The sequence below is a fragment of the Archangium sp. genome (assembly GCF_045802675.1).
Taxonomy (GTDB): domain Bacteria; phylum Myxococcota; class Myxococcia; order Myxococcales; family Myxococcaceae; genus Archangium.
This window is the reverse complement of record NZ_JBJMQO010000148.1, coordinates 59,708-83,405: the sequence shown is the minus strand read 5'-3', so window position 1 is coordinate 83,405 and position 23,698 is coordinate 59,708. Positions and strand designations below refer to the sequence as shown.

At 70.6% G+C, this 23,698-nt stretch carries 22 protein-coding genes; 18 read left to right on the top strand and 4 right to left on the bottom strand.

From position 1 onward, the window contains the following. Positions 1-13: 13 nt before the first annotated feature. The 14 genes from ACJ8AN_RS40735 to ACJ8AN_RS40670 all read left to right on the top strand — a co-directional run bounded on the left by ACJ8AN_RS40735 (position 14) and on the right by ACJ8AN_RS40670 (position 14,963). Positions 14-541, top strand: a complete 528-nt coding sequence (locus ACJ8AN_RS40735) for a cell wall protein (RefSeq protein ID WP_407761029.1) — start codon at positions 14-16, stop codon at positions 539-541. Positions 542-644: 103 nt separating this feature from the next. Then, positions 645-1,499, top strand: a complete 855-nt coding sequence (locus ACJ8AN_RS40730; RefSeq protein ID WP_407761141.1) for a tryptophan 2,3-dioxygenase — start codon at positions 645-647, stop codon at positions 1,497-1,499. Positions 1,500-1,579: 80 nt separating this feature from the next. Beyond that, positions 1,580-2,947, top strand: a complete 1,368-nt coding sequence (locus ACJ8AN_RS40725) for a YecA family protein (protein ID WP_407761028.1) — start codon at positions 1,580-1,582, stop codon at positions 2,945-2,947. Between the two features lie 8 nt (positions 2,948-2,955). Beyond that, a complete protein-coding gene (locus ACJ8AN_RS40720; protein WP_407761027.1) occupies positions 2,956-4,329 on the top strand; it encodes a DUF3696 domain-containing protein in 1,374 nt (457 codons plus the stop codon). Beyond that, the gene (locus ACJ8AN_RS40715) at positions 4,326-4,844 is read left to right on the top strand and encodes a hypothetical protein (RefSeq protein WP_407761026.1); all 519 of its coding nucleotides are present in this window, start codon (positions 4,326-4,328) and stop codon (positions 4,842-4,844) included. Before ACJ8AN_RS40720 ends, ACJ8AN_RS40715 begins: the two co-directional genes overlap by 4 nt. Next, positions 4,844-5,533 (top strand): RNA ligase family protein, encoded by a 690-nt coding sequence (locus ACJ8AN_RS40710; protein WP_407761140.1) that lies wholly within the window; start codon positions 4,844-4,846, stop codon positions 5,531-5,533. Before ACJ8AN_RS40715 ends, ACJ8AN_RS40710 begins: the two co-directional genes overlap by 1 nt. A gap of 102 nt (positions 5,534-5,635) precedes the next feature. Continuing rightward, on the top strand, positions 5,636-5,815 hold the full coding sequence (locus tag ACJ8AN_RS40705) for a hypothetical protein (protein WP_407761025.1): 180 nt from the start codon (positions 5,636-5,638) through the stop codon (positions 5,813-5,815). 57 nt (positions 5,816-5,872) lie between these two features. Beyond that, a complete protein-coding gene (locus tag ACJ8AN_RS40700; protein ID WP_407761024.1) occupies positions 5,873-6,625 on the top strand; it encodes a hypothetical protein in 753 nt (250 codons plus the stop codon). Between the two features lie 60 nt (positions 6,626-6,685). Beyond that, a complete protein-coding gene (locus ACJ8AN_RS40695; RefSeq protein ID WP_407761023.1) occupies positions 6,686-7,222 on the top strand; it encodes a Uma2 family endonuclease in 537 nt (178 codons plus the stop codon). Positions 7,223-7,243: 21 nt separating this feature from the next. Further along, complete coding sequence (locus ACJ8AN_RS40690; RefSeq protein ID WP_407761022.1) at positions 7,244-8,359, top strand: hypothetical protein; 1,116 nt, start codon at positions 7,244-7,246, stop codon at positions 8,357-8,359. A gap of 157 nt (positions 8,360-8,516) precedes the next feature. After that, a complete protein-coding gene (locus ACJ8AN_RS40685) occupies positions 8,517-11,387 on the top strand; it encodes a GAF domain-containing sensor histidine kinase (protein WP_407761021.1) in 2,871 nt (956 codons plus the stop codon). 130 nt (positions 11,388-11,517) lie between these two features. Then, on the top strand, positions 11,518-13,020 hold the full coding sequence (locus ACJ8AN_RS40680; protein ID WP_407761020.1) for a response regulator: 1,503 nt from the start codon (positions 11,518-11,520) through the stop codon (positions 13,018-13,020). 29 nt (positions 13,021-13,049) lie between these two features. Further along, entirely contained in the window at positions 13,050-13,457 is a 408-nt protein-coding gene (locus ACJ8AN_RS40675) for a type II secretion system protein GspG (protein ID WP_407761019.1), read from the top strand. A 153-nt stretch (positions 13,458-13,610) separates the two neighbouring features. After that, positions 13,611-14,963 carry a universal stress protein gene (locus tag ACJ8AN_RS40670; RefSeq protein WP_407761018.1) on the top strand — a complete coding sequence of 451 codons (1,353 nt, stop codon included), beginning with the start codon at positions 13,611-13,613 and terminating at the stop codon, positions 14,961-14,963. Between the two features lie 9 nt (positions 14,964-14,972). Here ACJ8AN_RS40670 and ACJ8AN_RS40665 read toward each other — a convergent pair whose 3' ends face one another. Next, positions 14,973-15,527, bottom strand: coding sequence for a hypothetical protein (locus ACJ8AN_RS40665; RefSeq protein WP_407761017.1), 555 nt, complete (start codon positions 15,525-15,527; stop codon positions 14,973-14,975). 6 nt (positions 15,528-15,533) lie between these two features. Continuing rightward, entirely contained in the window at positions 15,534-16,925 is a 1,392-nt protein-coding gene (locus ACJ8AN_RS40660) for a hypothetical protein (protein WP_407761016.1), read from the bottom strand. A gap of 387 nt (positions 16,926-17,312) precedes the next feature. On the opposite strand from ACJ8AN_RS40660, the gene ACJ8AN_RS40655 reads away from it, so the two are divergent. Continuing rightward, a complete protein-coding gene (locus ACJ8AN_RS40655; RefSeq protein ID WP_407761015.1) occupies positions 17,313-17,858 on the top strand; it encodes a Fis family transcriptional regulator in 546 nt (181 codons plus the stop codon). A 29-nt stretch (positions 17,859-17,887) separates the two neighbouring features. Here the strand turns inward: ACJ8AN_RS40655 and ACJ8AN_RS40650 are convergent, their stop codons facing one another. Continuing rightward, entirely contained in the window at positions 17,888-18,397 is a 510-nt protein-coding gene (locus ACJ8AN_RS40650) for a hypothetical protein (protein ID WP_407761014.1), read from the bottom strand. A gap of 302 nt (positions 18,398-18,699) precedes the next feature. Here ACJ8AN_RS40650 and ACJ8AN_RS40645 point away from each other — a divergent pair, with 302 nt between their 5' ends. Together ACJ8AN_RS40645 and ACJ8AN_RS40640 are read left to right on the top strand one after the other, a co-directional pair. Beyond that, positions 18,700-19,131 (top strand): hypothetical protein, encoded by a 432-nt coding sequence (locus ACJ8AN_RS40645; RefSeq protein WP_407761013.1) that lies wholly within the window; start codon positions 18,700-18,702, stop codon positions 19,129-19,131. A 144-nt stretch (positions 19,132-19,275) separates the two neighbouring features. Continuing rightward, on the top strand, positions 19,276-19,704 hold the full coding sequence (locus tag ACJ8AN_RS40640) for a hypothetical protein (RefSeq protein ID WP_407761012.1): 429 nt from the start codon (positions 19,276-19,278) through the stop codon (positions 19,702-19,704). A gap of 105 nt (positions 19,705-19,809) precedes the next feature. On the opposite strand, the gene ACJ8AN_RS40635 is transcribed toward ACJ8AN_RS40640, so the two are convergent. Next, complete coding sequence (locus ACJ8AN_RS40635; RefSeq protein WP_407761011.1) at positions 19,810-20,469, bottom strand: SCO family protein; 660 nt, start codon at positions 20,467-20,469, stop codon at positions 19,810-19,812. Between the two features lie 201 nt (positions 20,470-20,670). On the opposite strand from ACJ8AN_RS40635, the gene ACJ8AN_RS40630 reads away from it, so the two are divergent. Then, positions 20,671-23,607: a PAS domain-containing protein gene (locus tag ACJ8AN_RS40630; RefSeq protein WP_407761010.1), complete on the top strand. Its 2,937-nt coding sequence runs from the start codon at positions 20,671-20,673 to the stop codon at positions 23,605-23,607. Positions 23,608-23,698: the final 91 nt, after the last annotated feature.

The following is a 23,698-nucleotide window of genomic DNA, read 5'->3' as shown; positions in this document are numbered from 1 at the left end:
AGGAAACACGAGCATGTCGGTCGACAAGGCATTCCGAGAGATGGTTCGTAACGAGATCGAGGCGCAGCTCAAGCCGCTGCGCGACCTGGTGTCGCGTCTGGAGGCGGGCACGTCTGATCTCGACAGGCTGCGCAACGTGGCCGAGCAGCTGGCGCCCCTGGCCAGCGCCGTGGGCCCCCTGTTTGGCGTGGCCGGCGGTGGTAGCCGTGGTGGCGCAGCGGCGCCGGTTCGCCGTGGCCCGGGCCGTCCGGCTCGCAGCGCGGCTCCCGCGCCGGTGTCCACGGGTGGCAAGAAGCGCGGCCGCAAGCCGGCCACCGAGGGTGGGGCCCGTGACTGCGCCATCATCGGCTGCGGCAAGCCCAGCCGCACCAAGGGCTACTGCGCCGCGCACTACCAGAAGCTGCGCATGCTGGAGAAGACCAACCGCCGCCCCGGCGCCTGGGTGGACTACGCCGAGGCCAACAGCGTCGACGACATCAAGCTGCCGCGTGGCCGCGCCGCCGCCAAGGCGCTCGCCGAGGCCCAGAAGAACGCGGGCTGAGCCGCTCTCCCGCTCCCCGGGAGTTTGAGAGCCGGGCCCTCCTGTCCGCTTGGGGAGGGTCCGGTTCTTGCGGGGCCCCGGCCCGCCCGTCATTCTTGTCTGCATGAACAAGCGCGAGCTGGAACCCGGAATCTTCACCGACCTGGCGGGTCGGACCACGTATGGCGAGTACCTGCAGCTGGACCGGTTGTTGTCCGCGCAGGTGCCCCGCTCGCAGCCGACCCACCACGACGAGCTGCTCTTCATCATCCAGCATCAGACGAGCGAGCTGTGGATGAAGCTGCTCGTGCACGAGCTGACGGCCGTCAACCGCTACATCCAGAACGACAACCTGGAGCCGTCGTTCAAGATTTTCTCCCGCGTGGGCCACATCCAGCGGATGCTCTTCGAGCAGTGGAGCGTGTTGGAGACGCTCACGCCCAACGAGTACCTCGAGTTCCGGGGCGCGCTGGGGCAGGCCTCGGGCTTCCAGAGCCATCAATACCGCGCGTTGGAATTCCTGCTCGGCCACAAGGACGCGCAGGCGTTGGGGCCCTTCCGGCACCAGCCCGGGGTGCATGCGGAGCTGGAGCGCTTCCTGGAGTCGCCCAGTGTGTATGACGAGTTCCTGCGGCACCTGGCGCGCAAGGGCCACGCGGTGCCAGCGGACCGCGTCGAGCGCGACTGGCGTCAGCCGTATGAGAAGAGCGCCGGGGTGATGGAGGTGTTCCGCCACATCTACGAGAACACCGAGCAACATTGGGACGCCTACGAGATGTGCGAGAAGTTGGTGGACGTGGAGGAGCGTTTCCAATTGTGGCGCTACCGTCACATGATGACGGTGATGCGAGTCATCGGCTTCAAGCCGGGCACAGGGGGCTCCTCGGGCGTGGGCTTCCTGCGCAAGGCGTTGGACCTGCGCTTCTTCCCCGAGCTCTGGGATGTGCGCACCGAGCTCGCTCCCCCGGCTGGCAGGTAGGGCTCACCTCCGGGCGTACCCACTGCTAAGGTCACCCCCCGGCCCCTACTTTTGGAGTGGGGCCAGGAGGAGCCATGCACATGCCCGGGCGCAATGAGCCGTGCCCCTGCGGAAGCGGACAGAAGTACAAGCGGTGCTGTGCCGGGAGGGACGCGGCGGTGAACCGGCTGGCCGCCCCACCGGGGGCGCACCTGCACGAGGCGGATGAGGGGTTGGTGACGGCGCTGGTGCGCTACGCCAATGCCCGCTTCGGCCGGGGGTGGCGGCGCGAGGCCGCCGAGGCGTTCTTCGAGGACCCCGACTTCGTGCTGGAGGGCCCGGACATGCAGCTCTTCATGCCCTGGGCGGTGCACCACTGGGAGGTGGAGGGGCGGCCCGTGCGGGAGTGGTTCCTCGAGGAGAAGGGCGCGAAGTTGTCGGAGGCCGAGCGTGCGTGGCTGCTCGCGCAGCGGCCTGTCGTCCTCACCGTCTGGGAGGTGGTGGAGGTGCAGGAGGGGGTGGGGCTGCGGGTGAGGGACCTGCTGGGAGGCGGAGAGCACTTCGTGCACGAGGTGCTCGGCTCGCGGCAGCTCCGCCCGCGGCATGCCGTGCTCGGGCGGATGGTGGAGCACGAGGGCCTGGCGGTGTTCTGCGGGATGCATCCACATCCCCTGCCTCCCACGGAGGCGGATGAGGTGGTGCGGATCGCGCGCAAGGCGCTCCGCGTGCGCGGAGACAGGCTCGTCCCCCGGGAGTGGCTCGCGCAGGAGGAGACGACCTTGGGGCTCGTCCACGTCTGGGAGGACGCGCTGGACTGGCTCGACATGCAGGCGGAGCGGGTGCCCGTCTTGCACAACACGGATGGCGAGCCATTCGTGCTCGTGGAGGACCACTATGCGCTCATGCCGGGGGCCCGGCCCCGGGTGCTGGAGACGCTCGCGAGGCTGGAGGGTGCGGAGGTGGAGGAGGGTGAGGAGGGGGTGGTCTGCACCTTCCTCAAGCAGGGCAATGCGATGCACCGGGACTGGGAGAACACGGTCATCGGGCGCGCGCACGTGGGGGCGGAGGCGTTGCGGTTGGAGACGAACTCGGTGACACGGGCCGATGCGCTGCGCCGCCGGGTGGAGGCCGCGTGCGAGGGGCTCATCTCCCACCAGAAGCGCCAGGAGACCGAGGCCTCGAAGCTGCTCGAGGAGCGGGAGGGCCAGCCCGCTCCTGTGTTGGAGCCGCCCCCACCCGAGATGCTGGAGGTCCTGCGCGAGTTCCAGGAGCGGCACTACGCCACCTGGCTGGACATGAAGCTGCCGGCACTCAGGGGCAAGAGTCCGCGTCAGGCGGTACGCACCAAGGCCGGGCGCCACGCAGTGGACGTGCTGCTCAAGGAGATGGAGAACGCGGAGGCGGACCTGCCCGTCGAGCAGCGGATGGACTTCTCCGGGCTGCGTCGCGAGTTGGGGCTGGAGGGGTGATAGAAGCCATGGCCATGTTCACGCGGCTGAGCATCCAGAACTTCAAGGCGTGGAAGGACACGGGGAACATCCGCCTCGCGCCGCTGACCGTCTTCTTCGGGCCCAACAGCTCCGGCAAGACGAGCCTGCTGCAGTTCCTGTTGCTGCTGAATCAGACCGCACAGTCTCCGGATCGCAAACAGGTCCTGAACTTCGGCGGGAGCCATAGCCTCATTGACTTTGGAGCTTGGCCGGAGATGGTGTTCGGAGGTGACGCAACGGCGGTGCTTGGCTTCGGGTTCAGCTGGCGAGTTCCTGAACCCCCTCAGAGTGAGGAGAGGGGGCGAGGAGTTCCCCATGGGGGCTCCATGGGCTTCGAAGCCGCGATTGGAACTTCAGGCGTGGCTTCGCTAGGTGTTCGGGAGTTTCGTTACAGGTTCAGCATGCCCGAATGGACGGAGCCCGCCCAGGTTGGGATGCGCTACTCCGATGCGATTCGTTCTTATGAGCTAGAGACAGTGGTGCCCCGTCGCAAGAGAAAAGCGGGCAAACGTGGAGGCTTCCCGGCTCCAAGCCGATTCTACGGTTTCCCAGATGAAGTACCGCAGTCGGGGCTCCTTGACGATCTTGAATTCGAGTTGGAGGCACAGCTCGATTCCACGCTCTACCTGGGCCCGCTTCGCGAGGCATCCGCCCGACTGTACACATGGCCCGGAGATGCACCAGCCGAAGTGGGGTTCTCGGGAGAGAACACGTTTGCTGCACTACTTGCGGCGCAGGAGCGCATGCTGCAAAGGTCTGGAGATCCAAAGCCCGTCAGTTTTGGTGAGATCCTGGCGGGTTGGCTCGTTCGGATGGGATTGCTCGAATCATTCGAAGCCAAGCCCATCGTTCCTGGAGCGAGGATCTATCAGGTGATGGTTCGGACTCCTGGCAGTCGCCGACAGGTCAACCTGGCGGATGTCGGTTTCGGTGTCTCGCAGGTCCTGCCCGTGCTGGTTCAACTGCTCTACGCCGAGCGGGATACCACGCTTGTATTCGAGCAGCCCGAGCTTCATCTGCACCCACGTGTTCAATCTGAACTCGCGGATCTCTTCATCGAAACCATCCAGATGCAGCAGGAGGGGACGCCTCGTGGCATCCAGTGCTTGGTGGAGAGCCACTCCGAGCATTTCCTCCGCCGCATCCAGCGTCGCATCGCGGAGGGCAAGCTGGCGCCTGACCAGACCGCGCTCTACTTCTGCAAGCCGGGACCTGACGGCTCGACCATCGAGGAGCTGAAGCTCGATGAGTACGGCAACATCTCCAACTGGCCGGAGAACTTCTTCGGTGACGAGGTGGGCGATCTCGCGGCGATGACCCAGGCCGCCATCAAACGGCAGCTCGGTCCGGAGGGGGAATGACGGCTCCAGTCGACCCCTGTGTCGTCGACACCAATGTGCCGCGTACGGCCAATGGTGGTGAGGACCTGAGGTGTCAGCTCGCCTGCATCGAGGCCCTCCAGGCGCTGATGCAGTCCGGTCACCTCGTCATCGATGACAAGTTCCGCATCATCACGGAGTACATGAAAAATCTCTCTTCGAGCGGCCAGCCTGGAGTCGGAGACATGTTCCTGAGATGGGTGCTAACGAACCAGACGAACCCGAGCCGCTGCACCTGGGTGGAGATCACTCCCAAGCAGAGTGACTCGCGAGACTTCGAGGAGTTTCCCCCGGATGAGGCCCTGGCGAAGTTCGACCCGTCCGACCGCAAGTTCGTCGCGGTGAGCTGCGCTCACGAGCAGCGCCCGCCCATTCTCCAGGCCACGGACAGCAAGTGGTGGGGCCTTCGTGAGGCACTGGTTGCCTGCGGAGTCACCGTGCACTTCCTCTGTCCCGAGCACATCCAGGAACTCCACGCGCGGAAGTCCGGTTCGTGATGGACGAGACGTTCTTCAAGTTCCCGCATACCCCGCACCTCGCGTGGCTCTCGTCCGCTCCCGCGCGCCAGGACAAGGTGCTCTCGCCCCCCGAGGTCCGCGACTTCCTCTCCGCCGAGGTGCTCGTCGAGGAGAAGGTGGATGGGGCCAACCTCGGCCTCTCCGTCGACCCTTCCGGCAACCTGCGTGCGCAGAACCGGGGCTCCTTTCTGGGCACGCGCGCCTCGCCCCAGTTCCAGCCCCTCTGGCCGTGGCTGGAGGCGCGGCGTGAGCGGCTCGTCGAGGCGCTCGGACAGCGCCTCATGCTCTTCGGCGAGTGGTGCTTCGCCGTCCACAGCGTCCGCTACGACGCGCTGCCCGATTGGTTCCTCGCCTTCGATGTGTACGACCGCGAAGCGGGCCGCTTCTGGTCCGCCGCGCGCCGGGATGCCCTGCTCGATGAGCTCGGCCTCTCCAAGGTGCCCGAGCTCGCCCGCGGACGCTTCTCTCTCGCCGAGGTCCAGAAGCTCCTCGGCCCTTCCCGGCTCACCCATGGCTCCATGGAGGGCCTCTACCTGCGCCGGGACCACGGTGGTTTCCTGCAGGCCCGCGCCAAGCTCGTGCGCCCCGAGTTCGTCCAGGCCATCGAGGAGCACTGGTCCTCGCGTCCCCTCGAGCGCAACGTGCTCGTCCCAGACTCACGCGGCTGAGCGGGCCTGCGGGCAGGCCCTCGGGCCCGTTCCCGCCGCACGTGCCGCACTGCCCCGGGCCCCCTCCCATTCCTAGCTTGAGCAGGAAAAGGAGGAGACACCATGGGTGAGCACGACAGGCCCAAGCACGAGCCCCCGCTTCCCGAGGACGACGAGGGCCATTTGAAGCGGCAGGCCGGCGACAGGCCCCTTCCCACGCCCGGGCACATCGGCAACCTTCCCGAGGACGCCCCCGGCCCCGGCAAGCCCGTTGCCTTTCCCCCGCACGAGCCGGTGGATTGAGGCTCCCGGGAGGAGGGGGATTGGGCTCCCTCCTCCCCGCCGTGCTAGAGCAGCCCCATGCTCGCGCTCACCCTCGCCGCCGTGCTCGCGGCCACGCCCGCTCCCGTCGAAGCCTGGTCCAAGAAGGCCTGTCCTCCTCCCAAGCAGTCCCCCGACTCCAATGTCGAGGCGAAGTATGCCGAGCAGCAGCGCGCCGAGTGCCTGAAGAAGGCCATGAACAAGGCGCTCGACAAGGTCATCGTCCCCCTCAAGAAGCAGAAGGCCGCCGCCTTCAAGGAGTGGATGTCCTTGCAGGCCGACTACAACCGGTGGGTGGCCGAGGCCTGCGCCGCCGTCGAGGAGTCGAACTGGGTGGACCTCTCCACCGGCGAGCGCTCCATGGGCACCGGCTATGGTTTCACCGAGGCCGAGTGTCTCCAGCGCCAGTTCTCCTGGCGCGGCTTCTACGCCGAGGCGTGGGCTCGCAAGGATTGGAACGCCATTCAACAGGCGCTCCAGGGCTTCTCCGCGCCCGCCACCAAGGCGCGCGAGTCCCTCCAGTCCTACCGCACCCAGGCCCAGGCCACCGCCGCCCGCGCGCCCGCCCACGTCCCGGAGTCCGACGAGCCCGTGCGCCCCATCGCCAAGGAGGACTGGAAGCCCTACCTGGAGCGCCTCGAGCGCGCCGCCGCCGGCCCCGAGGCCCTCGCCCGCCGCCAGTGCGCCCTCGTCCCCAGCCCCACCCCCGACTGCGCCCAGCGCTTCTCCGAGAGCCTCTCGGCCCAGATGGATTTCTCGGACGCTCTCGGCCACCAAGAAAGCGGGCAGTAGGCAGACGGCCTGGGGGATGTCAGACCCCCTGCCCATCATGGCGCCCCTATGAACGCCATGATGAGCCCTGCCTCCGTCTCCCACTTCGAGCCCCGCCCCGTGCGTCACCTGGGGCTCGCGACGGCCGCGCGTCCCGTCAGCCCCCGCTCCGCCGCGCTCCACGCCTACGCCGCCTCGCAGCTGGGCGCCGAGCTGATTGGTACCTACGGCGCTGGCCGCGGCGTCCCCGGCTCCTGGCTGCTGCTCTCCGGGCTCGAAATCCACCTCGGCCAGAGCGTGCTGGCCCCGGACCTGCTCGGCTGGCGCCGCGAGCGCCTTCCGCGCCTGCCCCGGGGCTCCTCCGGCATCGCCCTGCCTCCGGACTGGGTGTGCGAGGTGCTCTCCCACCCCGAGGAGCGCGCCCACCGTCTGCCCGTCTACGCCCGCGAGGGGATTCAGCACGTGTGGCTGGTGGACCCCGAGGTGCGCACCCTGGAGGTGCTCGAGCTGGACGGCCCCCGCTACTCGCTCGTGGCGCTCCATTCGGGTTCCAACACCGTTCGTGCCGAACCCTTCCGCGCCCTGGAGCTGCCGTTGCGCCTGCTGTGGGCCGAGTGAGGGGTTAAGGTGCGGCCTCCCATGGCCGCTGAAGCGCTCGTCATCGAGAAGGCGCAGGTGCTCTGCTACCGCACCTTCGACATCGCGGAGGAAATCCACCTCGAGCACGCGCGCCGCGTCGTCTCCTCGGACACCCGCCGCCTGAAGCTCGGCCGGGAGAACAGCCAGTACCTCCAGCTGCCCAACCCGCCCCTGGCCTTCGAGCTGGGCCGGCGCGCGCTCGCCCTGCGCGGCGGGCCCGTCACCGTGGACGTGACGGCGCGCCTCTTCGACCACGGCGCCGCCTCCATCATCCTGCGCGTCCCGGTGCCCGCGGGGACCTCGCTCGAGGCGCTCACCGCGCTCGCCGATGAGCTGTACGACAGCGCCGCCCTGGAGGAGCTCGCCCTGGAGCTCATCGAGTCGGTGCGCAAGATGATCGCCCCGGCCGTGCAGGGGCCCCACCTGTGGGACCAGAACGAGAGCTACACCGTCCTCTTCGTCGAGCGCATGCGGGGCAACCCCTCCGCCGACGAGCTGATGGCGCGCGCGGACCTCGCCCGGGTGCTGCTCGGAGAGGTGGACTCCAAGCCCCTGTCCGCCCGCGAGCGCGAGGCCGTCACCCAGTCGCGCTTCAGCTACACCGAGGAGGACCTCGTCGTCGTCGACTGGAACAGCGCCTTCGTCTACGAGCCCTCCGGCTCCGGCGACATTCCGGATCTGCTGGAGGTGGCCAACGCCCAGCTGCTCGAGTTCCGCTACTACGACTACCTCCTGGACGCCCACATCGCCCGCATCCACGACGAGGTGCAGGCGCGCCGCCACGGCTTCTGGGCCCTCTTCCGCAGCCCCTACCGCGCCCTGGCCCGCGAGACGCTCGCCACCCTGGTGGACCTCAACGAGTTCATCGAGCGCGTGGAGAACAGCCTCAAAATCATTGGGGATTTCTACCTCGCCAAGGTGTACGAGGCCGCCGTCAAGCGCATGCGCATTCCCTCCTGGCAGGGCTCGGTGACGCGCAAGCAGCTGCTGCTGGCCCAGACGTACGGCCTGCTCAAGGGCGAGGTGGACACGGACCGCAGCCACACCCTGGAGCTCACCGTGGTGCTCCTCATCGTCCTGGAGATCGTCTTCGCGGTGCTGCGCGTCGTCGAGTGAGGCCGGCCGTGAAAAGCAGGACATACCAGCTAAGCGGATTGTTCCGTTCATCCTGAACCCGACGCTTTGCCGGGGCTGCGGTGGGCAGGGCCCGGGGAGGCGTGGGACACTCGCTTCACGCTTGGTGCGGAAAACGGCACGGGCCTGGGGGTGGGGCATGCAGCTGCCCGGAAACAACTTCGTCGCCGCGGTGGAGCGGATGTCGCGAGCCCTGGAGCAGCTCGCGTCAGCGCCCTCGGCTACGGCGGTGTTGCAGGAGGTGGTGCACTGCGCCGCGGCCTCCGTGGGCCTGGAGCGCGCGGCCGTGGTGTGGTTGGACCCCGAGGGCCTGCTGCTCAGCCAGTCCACCCCAGGACTGGCCTCCGACGCCGTGGCCCGCTGTGGCCGCCGGTTGATGGAGGGCGCGAGCCGTGAGCCGGGCCCCTGGCTCTTCCAACAGGGCGGGCCAGCGCTGGCGCCGGACCTGGCCGGGGTGATGGACCGGCTGGGGGCGGCCTCGCTGCTGGCCCTGCCGGTGCTGGCCTCCAGTGGCGGGTGCGTGGGCGTGCTGCTGGGGCCCTCGCCCGAGCCGCGCGCCTTCTCCCCCGAGGAGACGCGGCGCTTCACCTTGTATGCGCAGCTGGCGGGGCTGGCGATTGAACGCGGCCGGCTGGAGGAGTCCGCGCGCACCGCCGCGCTGCAGGCCCGGGCCGAGGCCGAGCAGGCCGAATTGCTGCGCCTCACCAGCGTCCAGGCGGTGACGGAGGCCTTCGGGCGTGCCCTCACGCGCGAGGAGGTGGGCCGGGCGGTGCTGGAACTGGGCGTGCCCGCGGTGGGCGCGGTGGGCGGCACGGTGCACCAGGCCTCGGCGGATGGGCGCTCGGTGGAGCTGGTGGCCGCGGTGGGCACGAGTCCCGCGCTCCAGGCTCCGCTCAAGTCGATGCCCCGGGAGATGCCCGAGATGCCCGGGTATGACGCGGCCGCTCGCGGCACCCCCGTGTGGCTGGAGTCCCCCGAGGACGCCCGCGCCCGCTACCCCGCCTTCGCCGCCTTCATGGCGCACCAGTCCTGCCAGGCCCTCGCCTTCCTGCCCCTGCGCGTGGAGCAGCGCAGCCTGGGGTTGCTGGCCTTCGGCTTCGCCCAGGCCCGGCACTTCACCGAGCTGCAGCGCACCCTCATGCTGGGGCTCGCCCGGCAGTGCGCGCAGGCCATGGAGCGCGCCCGCCTCTACGAGACCGAGCGCGCGGCGCGCCTGCAGGCCGAGGCCGCGGGGCAACGGCTGCAATTGCTGGCCGACGCGGGCGTGCTGCTGAGCGGCTCGCTCGAGTGGGAGACGACGGTGGCCGGGGTGGCGCAGCTCGCGGTGGGCGCCTTGTCGGACTGGTGCGCGGTGGACTTCCTCGACGAGCACGGCGCCCTGCGGCGGCTCACCGTGCAGCACGTGCGCCCCGAGCGCTCGCTGATGCATGACAAGATTGAAATCTTCAGCCCCGAGCGCTCGCGCCCCTCGGCCATCACCGACGTGGTGCGCACCGGGCGCTCGCAGCTCGTCGTCGGGCTGGTGCCTCCCTTCACGCAGAAGGTGGAGGCCGTGCCTGGAAGGCCGCCGCCGGAAGGGGGCTCGTTCATCATCGTGCCGCTGATGGCGCGCCAGCGCAGCCTGGGCGCCATGTCCTTCGTGCGCGGGCCGGAGCGCTCGCCCTTCACCGAGGCGGACCGCTCGCTCGCCGAGGATCTCGCCGCGCGCGCGGGCATGGCCATCGACAACGCCCGGCTGCTGCGCAAGGCCCGCGCCGCCGAGGCCGAGTCGCGTCACCACGCCGCGCGCCTGCGCATCCTCGTGGACGTGGACCGGCTGCTGGCCGAGGCGGGGCTGGACCTGCCCGCGGTGTTGGATGTGATTGCCCGCAAGGTGTCCGAGGTGATTGGCGACGGGTGCGTGCTGCAGCTGATGGACGAGGAGGGCGCGTACCTGGAGCCCGTCACCATCCACCACCCGGAGCCCGAGGCGCGCTGGCTGCTGGCGGGCACGGTGCACGCGCGGCGGCAGCGGCCCGGCGAGGGACTGCATGGAGGCATCGTCTCCAGCGGCCGCGCGGTGCTGCTGCCGGATGTCGACGAGGCGGAGGCGCGCGCGTCCCACTCGCTCCCCGAGTACCTGCCCTACCTCGAGCGCTACGGCCCGCAGAGCCTGCTGGTGGTGCCCCTGGCGGTGAAGGGGCGCGTGTTCGGCACCCTGGGCGTGGTGCGCGACGTGACCGGCGGGCGGCCCTACCACGAGGAGGACCAGCTGCTCTTGCAGAGCCTCGCCGAGCGCGCGGCCCTGGCCATCGAGGACGCGCGGCTGTACGGCGCGGCCACCGAGGCGGTGCGCCTGCGCGATGACTTCCTCTCGGTGGCGGGGCACGAGCTGAAGACGCCGCTGAGCGCGCTGCGGCTACAGATTCAGATGCTGGCGCGCGTGGCGCGGGACGTGGCCACCACGCCGGGCTTGGCCCAGCGCGTGGAGAAGGCCGAGCGCACCAGCGAGCGGCTCGGCGCGCTCATCGACGAGCTGCTCGACGCGGGCCGCATCACCGCCGGGCGGCTGCAGCTGCAGCGCGAGGAGATGGACCTGGCGGCGCTCACCCGCGACGCGGTGGGGCGCATGTCCGAGGCGCTCGCCCGGGCTGGCAGCGAGGTGAAGCTGGTGGCGGACGCGGCGGTGGTGGGGCGGTGGGACCGGGTGCGGCTGGAGCAGGTGGTGGGCAACCTGCTGTCCAACGCGGCGAAGTACGGGCGCGGCCAGCCCGTGGAGGTGTGCGTGGAGTCGGGCCACGACGGCCGCGCGCGGCTGGTGGTGCGCGACAACGGGATTGGCATCGCCTCCGAGGACCAGGGCCGCATCTTCGAGCGCTTCGAGCGTGCCGTGGAGAGCCGGCAGTTCCATGGGCTGGGGCTGGGGCTGTGGATCTCCCGCGAAATCGTCGAGTCCCACGGCGGCCACATCCAGGTGCACAGCACTCCGGGTGAGGGCGCCACCTTCACCGTGGAGCTTCCCCGGGAGTAGGCAGGCGAACCAGGAATTCTCCTGCCTGCCTGTTCTCCAGCCGGGGGAATCCGTCTCCTCGCTGTCTCCCCCCCGGGGGCTGGGGTACGCTGAGACCCCAGACTTACCCCTCGGAAGGTGGAAAGCCCCGTTGGCCAGTAGCAACCGCCCCACGGTTCGCGCGGACAGTCCGCTCTTCGGCGAGCTTCTCTTGAAGCTCGCCATCGTCACGCCCAATCAAATCGAAGAGGCGCTCGCCCTCCAGTCCCTCAACGGCCAGCGGCTCGGCGAGGCCCTCATCTCCCTGGGCTACGTCACCCGCGAGCAGATTCAGGACGCCCTGGGCGAGGCGCTCGGCCTGCACAACCCGCCGCCCCAGGGCTTCACCCCCGTGCAGCCCCCGCTGGGCGAGCTGCTCGTGGGCCTCAAGTACCTCACCGTCGCGCAGCTGGACGAGGCGCTCGCCCTCCAGCGCCGCACCGGCCGCAAGCTGGGCGAAATCCTCGTCGAGCACGGGTACTGCACCTACAAGCAGCTCTACGAGGGCCTCGGCCTCCAGGGCCGCGTCTCCGGCCGCCAGGAGCCCTCGTCCCGCTCCCAGCCCCAGGAGGGCCACCACCGCATCATGGTCGTCGACGACAGCCCCCTGGCCTGCGCCTTCGTGCAGGACGGCCTGGTGTCGCTCGGCTACGAGGTGGTGTGCTTCCAGGATCCGTACGAGGCGCTCGAGCAGGTGAACAAGGTGCTGCCGGCCATCGTGCTGAGCGACCTGGACATGCCGGGCATCGACGGCATGGAGCTGTGCCGCCGCCTGAAGGAAGGCCCCACGCGGGCCATGCCCGTCATCATCCTCACCGCCAACGACAATGAAACCGAGCGGGTGATGGGGCTGCGCGCCGGCGCCGACGACTACGTCAACAAGTCCGCCTCCATGGACGAGCTGGCCGCGCGCATTGAGAGCGTCATGCGCCGCACCGGCGAGACGGAGCGGATGCGCAAGCTCTTCGCGCGCTACACCTCCGACGCCGTGGTGGAGGAGATTCTCAAGAGCCCCGACTCGGTGGTGCTCACGGGGGAGAAGCGCGAGGTGACGACGCTCTTCGCCGACATCCGCAACTTCACCGGGCTCGCGGACAGCCTCCCGCCCGAGCAGACCGTCGGCGTGTTGAACCAGGTGCTGGGGGGCCTGTCCGACGCGGTGCTCACCTGCGGGGGCACCCTGGACAAGTTCCTCGGCGATGGGCTGATGGCCGTCTTCGGCGCGCCGGTGTTCCGGCAGGACGACGCGCTGCGCGCGCTCCAGGCCTCGAAGATGATGATGGCCTTCATGATGGAGCTGCGCGAGCGCGCCGAGGCCGAGTGGGCCACCACCCGTCAGGGCCGCCCGCTCACGCTCGAGCTGGGCATCGGCATCAACTCGGGCATGGTGGTGGCGGGCAACATCGGCGGGGCCATGCGCGCCGAGTACACGTGCATTGGCGACGCGGTGAACGTGGCCGCCCGCCTGTGCGCGCTCGCCGGGCCGGGGGAAATCCTGGTGGGCGAGCGGACGGTGGCCCTGCTGGCCGGCCACGAGTCGGGCTTCGAGGAGCTGCCCCCCGTGCGCCTCAAAGGCAAGCCGCAGCCGGTGCCGCTCTTCCGCGCCCTGTGGTAGTGCGTGCGGAGCCCCCCGGGAGTTCCGCCATGACGCAGCGCCGCCGCCCCCATCCCATGTTCCTCTTCCTGGCCGTTGCCGCCGTGGCGCTCGGCCTCGCCGTGGTGCTCGGCCTGCGCGGCAAGAAGGACCCGGGCGCGGCCCAGGTGCACGCGGACTTCGCGCGGATCGCCGCGGCGCTCGACGCCTACCGGGCCGAGCACGGCTCCCTCCCCGAGGAGGGGGACCTCTCCTTCCTCGTGCCCAAGTACTTCCCCGCCGAGCCGGCCGACCCCTGGGGCCACCCCTACGTCTACGCGAGCGACGGGAAGCAGCCCTTCCTGCAGGCGCTCGGGGAGGACGGAGTGCGCGGGGGCAACGGGGCGAACCAGGACCACACCCTGCACGACGGGCACGACGTGCTCGGCACCCAGCAGGCGGCGGGCCCCGGGCACTGACGCTGGCCCTCTCCCGGAGGGCGAGGGGAGGGGCGTGACGGCGCGAGTGCTCGCGTGCGAGGGGGCTCCGGTGCCGCCCGGCGATGGACATCCTCCCGTCGAGCGTTTTCCTCGTGGAGGGCCGGTCCCTCGCGCCCTCCGTGGGAGGCCGTCATGCCCGTGGTGTGCGCAACCAACCTCTCCGAGTCTTCGTCCCGAGCCGCCCAGACCGCCGCCGCCCTCGCCACCCGTCTGCGCGAGCCCCTCTGGCTGCTCGGCGTGCTCGAGGGAGACACTCCTTCCGCCGGGGGCTCCCCCGACGAGGCCCGGAGGCGGTTGCTGGCCGAGGCCGCCCGCCTGCGCACCCCGGAGCTGGCCGTGGAGACGCGGCTGCTCGAGGGCCCTCCAGGCTCCGTGCTGAGCGATGCGCTCGTCCAGGGCGCGCGGCTGTTGGTGCTCGCCGCCGGGGGCTGGGGCGCCGTCTCCCCGTGGCGCCGCGCCCCCGTGCCCGAGCGCCTCGCGCAGCAGGCCCGGGTGCCGGTGCTCGTGGTGCGCCGCCAGGGCGAGGCCCTCCTGGACTGGGCCCAGGGCCGGAGGCGGCTGCTGGTGCTGGTGGGGGTGGATGAGTCGCGGACGTCGGCGTGCGCGGTGGCGTGGCTGCGCGAGCTGCGTCAGGTGGGGCCGTGTGACGTGGTGGCCACCACGGTGTGCTCGCCGGTGGAGGAGCGCGAGCGGTTGGGCATCCACACCCCGGTGCACCTGGAGATGTTGGACCCGGTGGTGCGGCGCATCGAGGTGTTGGATCCACAGGTGGAGCGGGTGTTGTTGCGCGAGCTGGCCGAGCGCGTGGGAGAGCTGCCCGGAGAGGGGAGGGTGGAGCTGCACCTGGAGCCGGGCCTCGGGCGCCCCGCGGACCACCTGTTGCACGTGGCGCACGAGCGGGGGGTGGACCTGATGGTGGTGGGCAACCATCAGCGCGGGGGGCTGGCGAGGCTGTGGCATGGCTCGGTGTCCGCGGGGGTGCTGCGCCACGCCGAGCAGTCCGTGGCCTGCGTGCCGCCCACTCCGGACCTGGCGCGCAAGTCGGTGCCGCCGCGCGCGGTGCTGGTGCCCATCGACTTCTCGGAGGCGAGTGCCCGGGCCATCGCCGAGGCGCGCGCGCTGGTGCGCCCCGGAGGCCGCGTCCACCTGTTGCACGTGCGCCGCCGCCGGGCCGCGGACCGGACGTGGATGATGGACCAGTACGGCGTGGTGCCCGAGCCGCCGCGCGAGCAGTCGGTGGTGATGGAGCGGCTCAAGGCGCTGGTGCCCCACGAGGACGGGGTACAGCCGGTGCAGTGGACGATGGAGGGCGTGACGGGGGATGACGTGGCGAGGGCCATCTGCCAGGCCACGGAGCGCGAGGGCGTGGACCTGGTGTGCCTGGGGACCTCGGACGCCCCGGCGCCGGGGGGCTACCTCAGCGAGTCGGTGGCGCGGGCCCTGGTGGAGCGCTGCCGGCGCCCCGTGGTGGTGCTGCACGCGTGATCGTTGCTTTCAAGGCTTCACATCGCGCAACCGCGCCAGCTGGTCCTCGACGAGCCTTCGCCAGCCGGTCAGCTCCGCGTGCATGAGCAGTGGGGGGCACACGTGCGCGCAGCACTGGACGAAGGCTGCCAGCACTCCGGCCACCGAGTGCACCAGCACCCGCACCTCGAGCGACTCGTCGTGAGCACTCCACCGGTTTTCGCTTCCAGGGAGTAGCGGCTCACAACGTATCCGGAGCAAGCCACCCGCACGTGTGAAGGCCAGGACGGTTTCAATCCCCTGCTCGTACATTCGCAGCCGGAAGCAGGAGCCCTCTTCTCGAAGCGCCTGGAGCAGCCCCGGGAGTTGCTCGAGGAAGACGGAGAGGTCTGTTCGCACATCGACGGGCCAGGGCTGTTCCCCACAACAGAGCAGCCTGAAGTCTGCCACCCCGGCATCCGCGAGGAGCTCACAGGCCGCCATGAGTTGGGACTCGGCGGTTTCCAACTCGTACTCATCACCCGGTTGTCCGGGCTGAGCTGCCGCGAGTGCATCGGGATGAATCTGGAGGGCCAGTTCGAACATGCTCACTCACCGCGGACCAGGTACCGGATAGGCCGTCTCGATGCCCCCACTCGCCCTGGGCACCACGAGGGCATGGCGGGTCGGGAGGATACTCCCATCGGGCAGGATGACCTGACCCATCCCCTCGGGAATCGGGACGACCGCGGGGCCATCGAGGCCCGGCCGCACGTCCTCGAGGTAACGGGCAGCGGCTTCATTATCCGTCCACTGCCCTTGAGGCGTTCCGGTACCCACCGCGCGTCCACGAAGATTATTCGTGTTCTTCAGGCCCTGGCCATGCCGCAGGAAGGTATGCCCGAAGGCGCGTTGGCTCTTCCAATTGTCCCAGTGGAGCGCTTCTCCGTTCGCGGAGTCTCCACCCGCGGTCATGGCCACCGCACCCGGAGCCAGGGCGAGGGTGACGGACCCGGCGCTCACGGCCACGCTCTCCACTTCCCCTACCGCCGCGAGACGAAGCCCCAGCTGCGTCTCCGCCCGCGCCGCCGCGACCACCGCGCCCGGTAGCGTGGGCACCTTCGCCGCCAGCCCCGCCACCGTGTTGCCGAGGGCCGCCGTGGCCAGCAGGGCGAACGCCCGCGCCGCGTTGCGGCCCATCACCTTGCCGTAGCGCTCGCCCGCCTCGCGCAGCGCCTGGAACGTGGTGGCCCGCTCCACCTCGTCCACCAGTCGCTTGAAGCCCACGATGAGGCTCCAGAAGGTGTCCACCCCCACGTAGGCGATGAAGGTGACGGTCATCACCGCGGCGAGGCCCTTCGAGACCGTCACGTCGGGAATGGCGAGCAGCACCAGGTACGTCGTCCACGTCCAGAGCGCCGCCGCCACCATGGCGTGGGGGTCGGCCATGTCCTTGAAGGCCTCCAGCATCTCGTCCAGCACGGTGCCCTGGGCGAGCGCCAGGGCCAGCGCATGGCGTCCGTCCCCGGTGACGGTAGGGCCTTCCTCCAGCAGGCGCAGGCAGTCTCCGGGCCTGCCGGTGCGCTCGCACCAACGCAGGTAGGCGCGCGTCAGCTCCACAGCCGCCGCCGGGGGCTCTCCTTCCAGGTGCTCGCCCGGCCCGAGCGGCGTGAGCTGGCCGCGAGACTCGTACCGGTACGCGCCGCTCCGCGCCTCCACCTCGAACAGCCGGCGGGCGGCTTCCTGGGGCCGGAGGGGCGGCCGTCTGTCGCGGGCCAGCGCGCTCAACGCCGGGGCGAGCACCTCTCTCTTCAACTCCACCGGCTCGTGCCGGCCGCGCGGGACGTGGACGCGGGGCTCGCCCTGTCCGGTGTCCAGGCGCACGCTCCGGACGGGGGCTCCACAGCCGGTGAGCGCCACGAGCAGCAGGGCCGCCAGGGCGCCCCTTTCCAGCGTCCCATACCTCCACTGAGCACCCCCCTCCTCGGGGAAACGAGCCGGCATGCCGTGACCTCCCGTGCGAGTCCGCGCGAGCGGACTCCTCGAGGCCCGGAGGATGCGGGAGGGCTTCGACACTGGATGTCCGGCCGGCCCGGGCCTCCCCACACAGGGAGGCCGGGTCCTTCCGACGCACCGGGTCATACCCGTGCCCGCGAGGGTCCTCCGAGGGGGGTTGTCCTCGGGGGTCGGGTGGTTTCCGTTGTTCTTGCAACTCCGTGGAAAGACTGGGGGTTTTGCCCCTCCGGAGCCGGAATACCGGCCCGGGAACGCTTGCTGGGTTCGACGGGAAACCCGTTTTGCGTTAGGCTTTATCCAACGCAGTCATTCCAAAGCAGTCATGACGGGGGAGGTCTGCCTTTGACACCGCGTGGGTATCGCGAAGAGGAGCTGGTGGCGAACCGCGCTTCCGTGCTCCTGAGTGGCGGCACGGAAGATGAGCGGCGCACGTGGGCGGCGGCGGCGGCGAGGAACTTTGCCCAGGAGGGGCCCCTCGTGGAGGTCCGCCAGACCGAGCAGGTCGGCGAGGCCCTGCGCAAGCCTCGCGGGGTGGTGTTCATCCCCGACGTGGCGCGCATCAGCTTCGCCGCCCAGGGGCTCATCGTCCGCTGCCTCCAGACGCAGGAGGAGCGGCCGAAAATCGTGGTGGGCCTCTCGGGCGCCGTGGAGCACGCGCGCGGCAAGGGCACGCTGCGCGAGGACCTCCTCTACCGGCTGCACCTGGCCCAGGTGGACCTCACCGTCGACGGCATGCGCGAGGTGATTGCCCAGCGCCGCGCCCAGCTCGTCGCCGAGGAGGCCGCCCGCAAGGCCGAGGCCGAGCGCCTCGCCGCCGAGAAGACCGCCCAGATGAAGGCCAACGGCATCTCGGTGAAGACCTCGCGCATGCGCAGCAAGGTGGCCCCTCGCGCCACCTCGCCCAAGCTCACGCGCCGCTGACCCGCCCGCGCGCGGCGGGGACTCGGGGCTCAGTGCTTGAGCTTCTGTCCCCGCTTCGCCTTGAAGCCCTCCGGGGAGGCCGTGGCGCGCTTGGGCGCCGTGGCCGGGGCCGTCGTCTTGCGCCCCTGCGTGCGCGGCGTCTTGCGCGCCGTGGCCTTGCGCTTCGGCGTGCCGGCCGTCTCCTCGAGCGCCTCCGCGGCGGAGACCTTCAAGGGGCGGCGCGCTGGCCGGGCCTCCTTGAGGCGCTCCTGCGCGGCCCGCGCCTCCTCGAGCACGCGCCCGGCGGTGGCCCGCGCTTCCACCTGGAGCCGCTCGGAGGCCTTGTCCACCCGGGGCTTCTGTGCGGCGAGGGGCCGGGCCGGCTCGCGCGTTACCCGCGGCTCACGGTCCTGCCTCGGCATCAGCTCCTGGAGCCGGTCCATCAGCTTCACCGCCGAGACGGTGCCCTCCACCACGTACCGCACCCCCTGCGTGCCCAACCGCAGCGCCGTGTCCTTCAGCTGCTCCACCAGGCGCGTCCCATTCAGCTCCATGTGCATCCCTTCCCTCTCGACTGTCCCGAAGTCCTTCCGGCCAAGGTATGCACGGCCCCCCGGGTTGGAAGCACCGCGTCAAAGTCCGGCCCCTCCGGGCGGGAGCCGGGCCCTCCACCGCCTGTCCGTCTGACTGGCCCCCTTCCTGGAGCGACTGAGGCGCCCGTCCCCTCCCTCTCCACGGGCGCCTCCCGCTTTCCCCGGCCCTGGCCGCCCCGCCCGCGTGATGAGGGGGCTTCTGGCTGGAGTGCGACGCCTGGGGTAGAGTCCCGGGCTACGCTGCTTTTCCTCGTTTGGAGGCCATTCGCATGTCCCAGCGGAAGCTGAAGAAGCCCATCGAGAAGATTCGCGCCGAGCTCCTCGCGGACCCCGACACCAAGCGCATCGCCAAGGCGGTGGGCCTGGAGCTCGAGCCGTACGTGGAGATGGTGCTCGACTACCTGCAGCACCCGGAGAAGGAGCCGGTGCTGAAGGTGGCCTCGGACGAGGAGCTGCGCGCCGCCGGCTACGAGCCCCCCACCACCGAGGAGATCGGCCAGTTCTTCCTCGCGGGCGCCCGGGGCGAGCTGGGCCTCGGCGGCCCCGACCACAACAAGTCCGGCTTCGACAGCGGCCCGTCCACCGCCGGCAAGCCGTCGCTCCAGGGCACCGAGGGCCAGCAGCAGGTGCGCTCGGAGGACCCCGAGAAGCAGAAGCAGCTGCTCGAGCAGATGCGCAAGGGCGGCTCGGGCCGGGTCTGAAAATCCGACGGGAATTCCGATCGGAAATCCGTACGCAACTCGAAAAAGCCGCCTCCGATAATCCTCATGTACTCCCCAGCACGGGGCGGCTTCCAACAACCGATTTCGTCCTCCCCCCACGGAGGAAAGAGCGAGGGTAAGAACATGGGCTTCCTGGGTGGCATCGGCAAGGCGATTGGCGGTATCGCGCGCACCGTGAGCAAGGTCACGGACACCATCGGCAAGGTCTCCAACTTCCTCAACAAGCCCCTGGGCCAGCTGATGGAGCCCCTCAAGAAGGTGGTGGGCGGCGCGCTGGACAAGCTCCCCTTCGGCATCGGCAACTTCATCAAGCCCTTCGCCGAGAAGTTCATGGACAAGGCCCTGTCCTCCGTCGCCGGCAGCACCCTGGGCGGTCTGGGCTTCATGGCCAAGGCCATGCCCACCATCTCCAAGATCGCCGACCTGGCCGAGAAGGTCGGTGGCATCGCCAAGAAGGTCGGCACCGCGCTGCCTCCCGAGGGCGGCCTCAACCTGCAGAACATCTTCGCCCACGCCCAGGCCGGCAAGCTGGCGGAGCAGTACGCCGCCTGAGCCGCTCGCGTCTCCTGACGCGCCTCGCATGAGAGGGCCGGTCTCCCCTATACCGGGAGCCGGCCCTTCGTGTTTCCAGCGTACCGGGGACCGCGCGCCAGCGGGCTACTCGCCGCTGCGCACCAGCCGCTCGGCGTCGTGACGCAGGGAGTCCACCGCGTCGTCGTACTCGCTGTTGTAGTAGCCGCGAATCTCCCCCGTGCGGTCCACCAGCACGAAGTGCGAGCCGTGGAAGATGCTGGGGATGTCGTTCTCGTCCTCGCCCTCGCGGCCCATGGCAATCTTGAAGCCGCCCACCACCGTCTCCTTGAGCTGCTCGTAGTCGCCGGTGAGGAAGCTCCAGCGGGCCGGGTCCGCGCCGTGCTTCGCCGCGTAGGCGGTGAGGCGCTCGGGGGTGTCGTACTTCGGGTCCACCGAGAAGGAGACGAGCGCGAGCTCCCCGCCCAGGCCCGCCGTCTGCTTCTGGAAGCGCGCCAGCTTCGCGGTGAAGACGGGGCAGATGGTGGGGCAGCGGGTGAAGATGAAGTTGGCCACGAAGGGCTTGCCCTTCAGCTGCTTCAGGCCGAAGGGCTGGCCGTCCTGGCGCGTGAAGGTGAAGTCCGGGAGCCGGCCGAGCCGCTGCAGGGGCTCCTCGCGCGGGCGCACCAGGCCCACCACGAGCGCCACCAGGCACGCGGCACAGGCCAGCGCCACCCAGAGGAAGCGGTGGGCCGGGCGCGGCGGGGAGGCGGGAGGAGGAGAAGCGGATTCGGGGGGCGTCGACATGGGGGAGTCCGCCCCGACTGCTAGCGGATGCGTCCCGGGGGCACAAGGCCGGGCACCTCGCGCCCGCCTTCCTCCTCCCCGAGCGGCTTCACGCTGCCCGGGTGTCCGCTACTCCCACCTCGGAGTGGCGTGCGCCCAACAGTCCGTCCGGCCCCGGAGAGCGGCCGCTGGCGGGCTCTGCTAAGCCTGGGAGTCACAGCCATGGCCATCCACGAGTCGCCAAGAACTCCGACCGGGGGGCCGGAGCCGCGGGGCCCTTCGGGGTTTGATCCGCTGCTGGACGGCGTCACCGACGGCATCCTCGTGGTGGATGGGGGCTGGCGGCTGGTGTGGCTCAACGCGGTGGTGGAGCGGCTGCTGGGCCGCTCGCGCGAGCAGCTGCTGGGGCAGGAGCTGTGGGCGGCGCTGCCGGAGCTGGCCGAGAGCGACTTCGCCCCGGCGTGGCGGCGCTCCATGGCGGCGCGCACGCTGGTGTCGCTGGAGGAGTTCTTCGCGCCCGCGGGCGTGTGGCTGGAGACGCGCGCCTTTCCCTCGGGAGGGGAGGGGCTCGTCGTCTTCACGCGGGACGTGTCGGAGCGGCGGCTGGCGGAGAACGAGCGGGTGCGGCTGCTGTCGGCGGAGCAGGCGGCGCGCACGGCGGTGGAGGGCGAGCGCGCGCGCTTCCAGGAGATGCTGATGCTGGCGCCCGCCTCGGTGAGCATCACCCGGGGCCCCGAGCACCGCTTCGTCTTCTCCAACCTGCTGCACCGGCGCTTCTACGGGGGCCGGGACATGGTGGGCCAGCCGGTGCGCGAGGCGCTGCCGGAGCTCGCCGGCCAGGGCGTCTTCGAGGTGATGGAGCGGGTGTACACCACGGGCAGCTCGTACGTGGGCCGGGCCCGGCCGGTGAAGGTGCCTCGCCCGAAGGGCCCGCCGGAGGAGATGTTCTTCGACATCGCCTACCACCCGCAGCGAGACGGGGCGGGGCGGGTGGAGGGCGTGGCCATCTTCGCCTACGACGTGACGGACCTGGTGCGCTCGCGCCGCACCGCCGAGGCGCTGGCGAGGGATTTGGGCCACAGCGAGGAGCGCTTCCGCTCGCTGGTGACGGCGACGTCGGACATCATCTGGGCCACGCCGCCCTCGGGCGAGTTCATCGAGGAGCAGCCGGGCTGGAGCGCCTTCACGGGGCAGACGCGCGAGGAGCTGCTGGGCTGGGGCTGGCTGGACGCGGTGCACCCGGAGGACAGGGAGCGCACGGTGCGGGCCTGGAGCCACGCGCTCTCCACGCATACGTCCTTGCAGCTGGAGCACCGGCTGCGGCACGCGGACGGGACGTACCGCCACATGCTGGTGCGCGCGGTGCCGGTGCTGGAGAAGGACGGCACGTTGCGCGAGTGGGTGGGGGCCCACCGGGACGTGACGCGCCAGCGCCAGGGCGAGGCCGAGCTGGAGCGGCTGCTGGCGCGCGAGCAGCGTCACTCGTTGCAGTTGCAGGGCCTGGCGAGCGCCGCGCTCGTCATCAGCGAGGCGGACTCCGTCGAGCGTGTGCTCGAGGCGATGACGCAGCAGGCGCGCGAGGTGATTGGGGCGCACCAGTGCATGACGAGCCTCATGGTGGAGGGCGGGGCCCAGGCCATCCATTCCGTGTCGATGTCGGACAAGTACGCGGCGTGGAAGGACTTCCACGAGGAGCCGGAGGGCTCGGGCATCTACTCGTGGGTGTGCCGGCTGAACGTGCCCATGCGGCTGACGCAGACGGAGCTGGAGGCGCACGCGGCCTGGCGCGGTTTCGGCCGGCACGGGGCGAAGCACCCGCCGATGCGCGGCTGGCTGGCGGCGCCGCTGGTGGGGCGGGACGGGCGCAACCTGGGCCTCATCCAGCTGTCGGACCGGCACGAGGGGGACTTCAGCTCCGAGGACGAGGCGATTCTGGTGCAGCTCGCGCGCATGGCCTCGGTGGCCATTGAAAACACGCGGCTGATGGCGGAGACGCAGGCGGCCAACCGCGCCAAGGACGAGTTCCTCGCGGTGATGAGCCACGAGCTGCGCACGCCGCTGACGGCGGTGCTGGGCTGGACGCAGATGCTGCGCACCCGGCAGAACGAGCCCAAGGCGGTGGACAAGGGGCTGGCCGTCATCGAGCGCAACGCGCGCACGCTGGCGCAGTTGATTGAAGACGTGCTGGACGTCTCGCGCATCATCACCGGGAAGCTGACGCTGCACCGGCGGGGCGTGGAGCTGGTGGGGGTGGTGCAGGCGGCGGTGGAGGTGGTGAGGTCGCACGCGGAGCAGAAGGGGGTGTCGCTGGCGCTCGAGGTGGACGTGGGCGGCAACGGCACGGCGATGCTGGTGGGGGACCCGGGGCGGTTGCAGCAGGTGTGCTGGAACCTGCTGGTGAACGCGGTGAAGTTCACCCCGGCGGGAGGGCGGGTGGTGATGCGGGTGGACCGGGACGAGCGCGAGCTGCGCATCCGCGTGACGGACACGGGGAAGGGGATTCGAGCGGACTCGCTGCCGCACCTCTTCGAGCGCTTCTGGCAGGCGGACGGCTCGGCGACGCGCGAGCACGGGGGGCTGGGGTTGGGGCTGGCGATTGTCCACCACCTGGTGGGGCTGCACGGAGGGAGCGTGCGGGCGGAGAGCGCGGGGGAGGGGAAGGGGTCGACGTTCACGGTGCTGCTGCCGGTGCCGGCGGTGCTGCCCGAGGCGCAGACGGAGGCGCTGCCGGGAGCGGAGGGAGCGCCGCTGGTGAAGCTGGACGGGGTGAGGGTGCTGCTGGTGGAGGACGCGGCGGACGCGCGCGAGCTCATTGCCCTCATGCTGCGCGAGCGGGGAGCGCAGGTGAGCACGGCGAGCACCGCGGGCGAGGCGATGGAGCGGTTGAAGGCGGAGCTGCCGGACGTGCTGGTGTCGGACATTGGCCTGCCGGGGGAGGACGGGCACACGCTGTTGAGGAAGGTGCGCGCGTGGGCCGAGGCGAGGGACCAGTGGGTGCCGGCCATCGCGCTCACGGCGTACGCGAGCGCGGAGGACGCGCGGCGGGCCTACCGGGCGGGGTTCCAGGTGCACCTGGCGAAGCCGTTGGAGCCGGCGACGCTCATCGAAGCGGTGGCGCGGCTGGCGGGGCGAGGAGACGCGGGCGCGCGGGTGGGGTGAGGCGGGTAGCCCGCTCCCCGAGTGCGTTTCCGCCCGTGTTTCCGCGCCCTTGGGCGCACTCCGCGCGAAAGGCCAGGGTTTTTTGGGTCTT

Coding starts and splice junctions, on each gene's coding strand:
- ACJ8AN_RS40735 (WP_407761029.1), top strand. CDS start 14: ATGTCGGTCGACAAGGCATTCCGAGAGATGGTTCGTAACGAGATCGAG.
- ACJ8AN_RS40730 (WP_407761141.1), top strand. CDS start 645: ATGAACAAGCGCGAGCTGGAACCCGGAATCTTCACCGACCTGGCGGGT.
- ACJ8AN_RS40725 (WP_407761028.1), top strand. CDS start 1,580: ATGCCCGGGCGCAATGAGCCGTGCCCCTGCGGAAGCGGACAGAAGTAC.
- ACJ8AN_RS40720 (WP_407761027.1), top strand. CDS start 2,956: ATGGCCATGTTCACGCGGCTGAGCATCCAGAACTTCAAGGCGTGGAAG.
- ACJ8AN_RS40715 (WP_407761026.1), top strand. CDS start 4,326: ATGACGGCTCCAGTCGACCCCTGTGTCGTCGACACCAATGTGCCGCGT.
- ACJ8AN_RS40710 (WP_407761140.1), top strand. CDS start 4,844: ATGGACGAGACGTTCTTCAAGTTCCCGCATACCCCGCACCTCGCGTGG.
- ACJ8AN_RS40705 (WP_407761025.1), top strand. CDS start 5,636: ATGGGTGAGCACGACAGGCCCAAGCACGAGCCCCCGCTTCCCGAGGAC.
- ACJ8AN_RS40700 (WP_407761024.1), top strand. CDS start 5,873: ATGCTCGCGCTCACCCTCGCCGCCGTGCTCGCGGCCACGCCCGCTCCC.
- ACJ8AN_RS40695 (WP_407761023.1), top strand. CDS start 6,686: ATGAGCCCTGCCTCCGTCTCCCACTTCGAGCCCCGCCCCGTGCGTCAC.
- ACJ8AN_RS40690 (WP_407761022.1), top strand. CDS start 7,244: ATGGCCGCTGAAGCGCTCGTCATCGAGAAGGCGCAGGTGCTCTGCTAC.
- ACJ8AN_RS40685 (WP_407761021.1), top strand. CDS start 8,517: ATGCAGCTGCCCGGAAACAACTTCGTCGCCGCGGTGGAGCGGATGTCG.
- ACJ8AN_RS40675 (WP_407761019.1), top strand. CDS start 13,050: ATGACGCAGCGCCGCCGCCCCCATCCCATGTTCCTCTTCCTGGCCGTT.
- ACJ8AN_RS40670 (WP_407761018.1), top strand. CDS start 13,611: ATGCCCGTGGTGTGCGCAACCAACCTCTCCGAGTCTTCGTCCCGAGCC.
- ACJ8AN_RS40665 (WP_407761017.1), bottom strand. CDS start 15,527: ATGTTCGAACTGGCCCTCCAGATTCATCCCGATGCACTCGCGGCAGCT.
- ACJ8AN_RS40660 (WP_407761016.1), bottom strand. CDS start 16,925: ATGCCGGCTCGTTTCCCCGAGGAGGGGGGTGCTCAGTGGAGGTATGGG.
- ACJ8AN_RS40650 (WP_407761014.1), bottom strand. CDS start 18,397: ATGCACATGGAGCTGAATGGGACGCGCCTGGTGGAGCAGCTGAAGGAC.
- ACJ8AN_RS40645 (WP_407761013.1), top strand. CDS start 18,700: ATGTCCCAGCGGAAGCTGAAGAAGCCCATCGAGAAGATTCGCGCCGAG.
- ACJ8AN_RS40640 (WP_407761012.1), top strand. CDS start 19,276: ATGGGCTTCCTGGGTGGCATCGGCAAGGCGATTGGCGGTATCGCGCGC.
- ACJ8AN_RS40635 (WP_407761011.1), bottom strand. CDS start 20,469: ATGTCGACGCCCCCCGAATCCGCTTCTCCTCCTCCCGCCTCCCCGCCG.
- ACJ8AN_RS40630 (WP_407761010.1), top strand. CDS start 20,671: ATGGCCATCCACGAGTCGCCAAGAACTCCGACCGGGGGGCCGGAGCCG.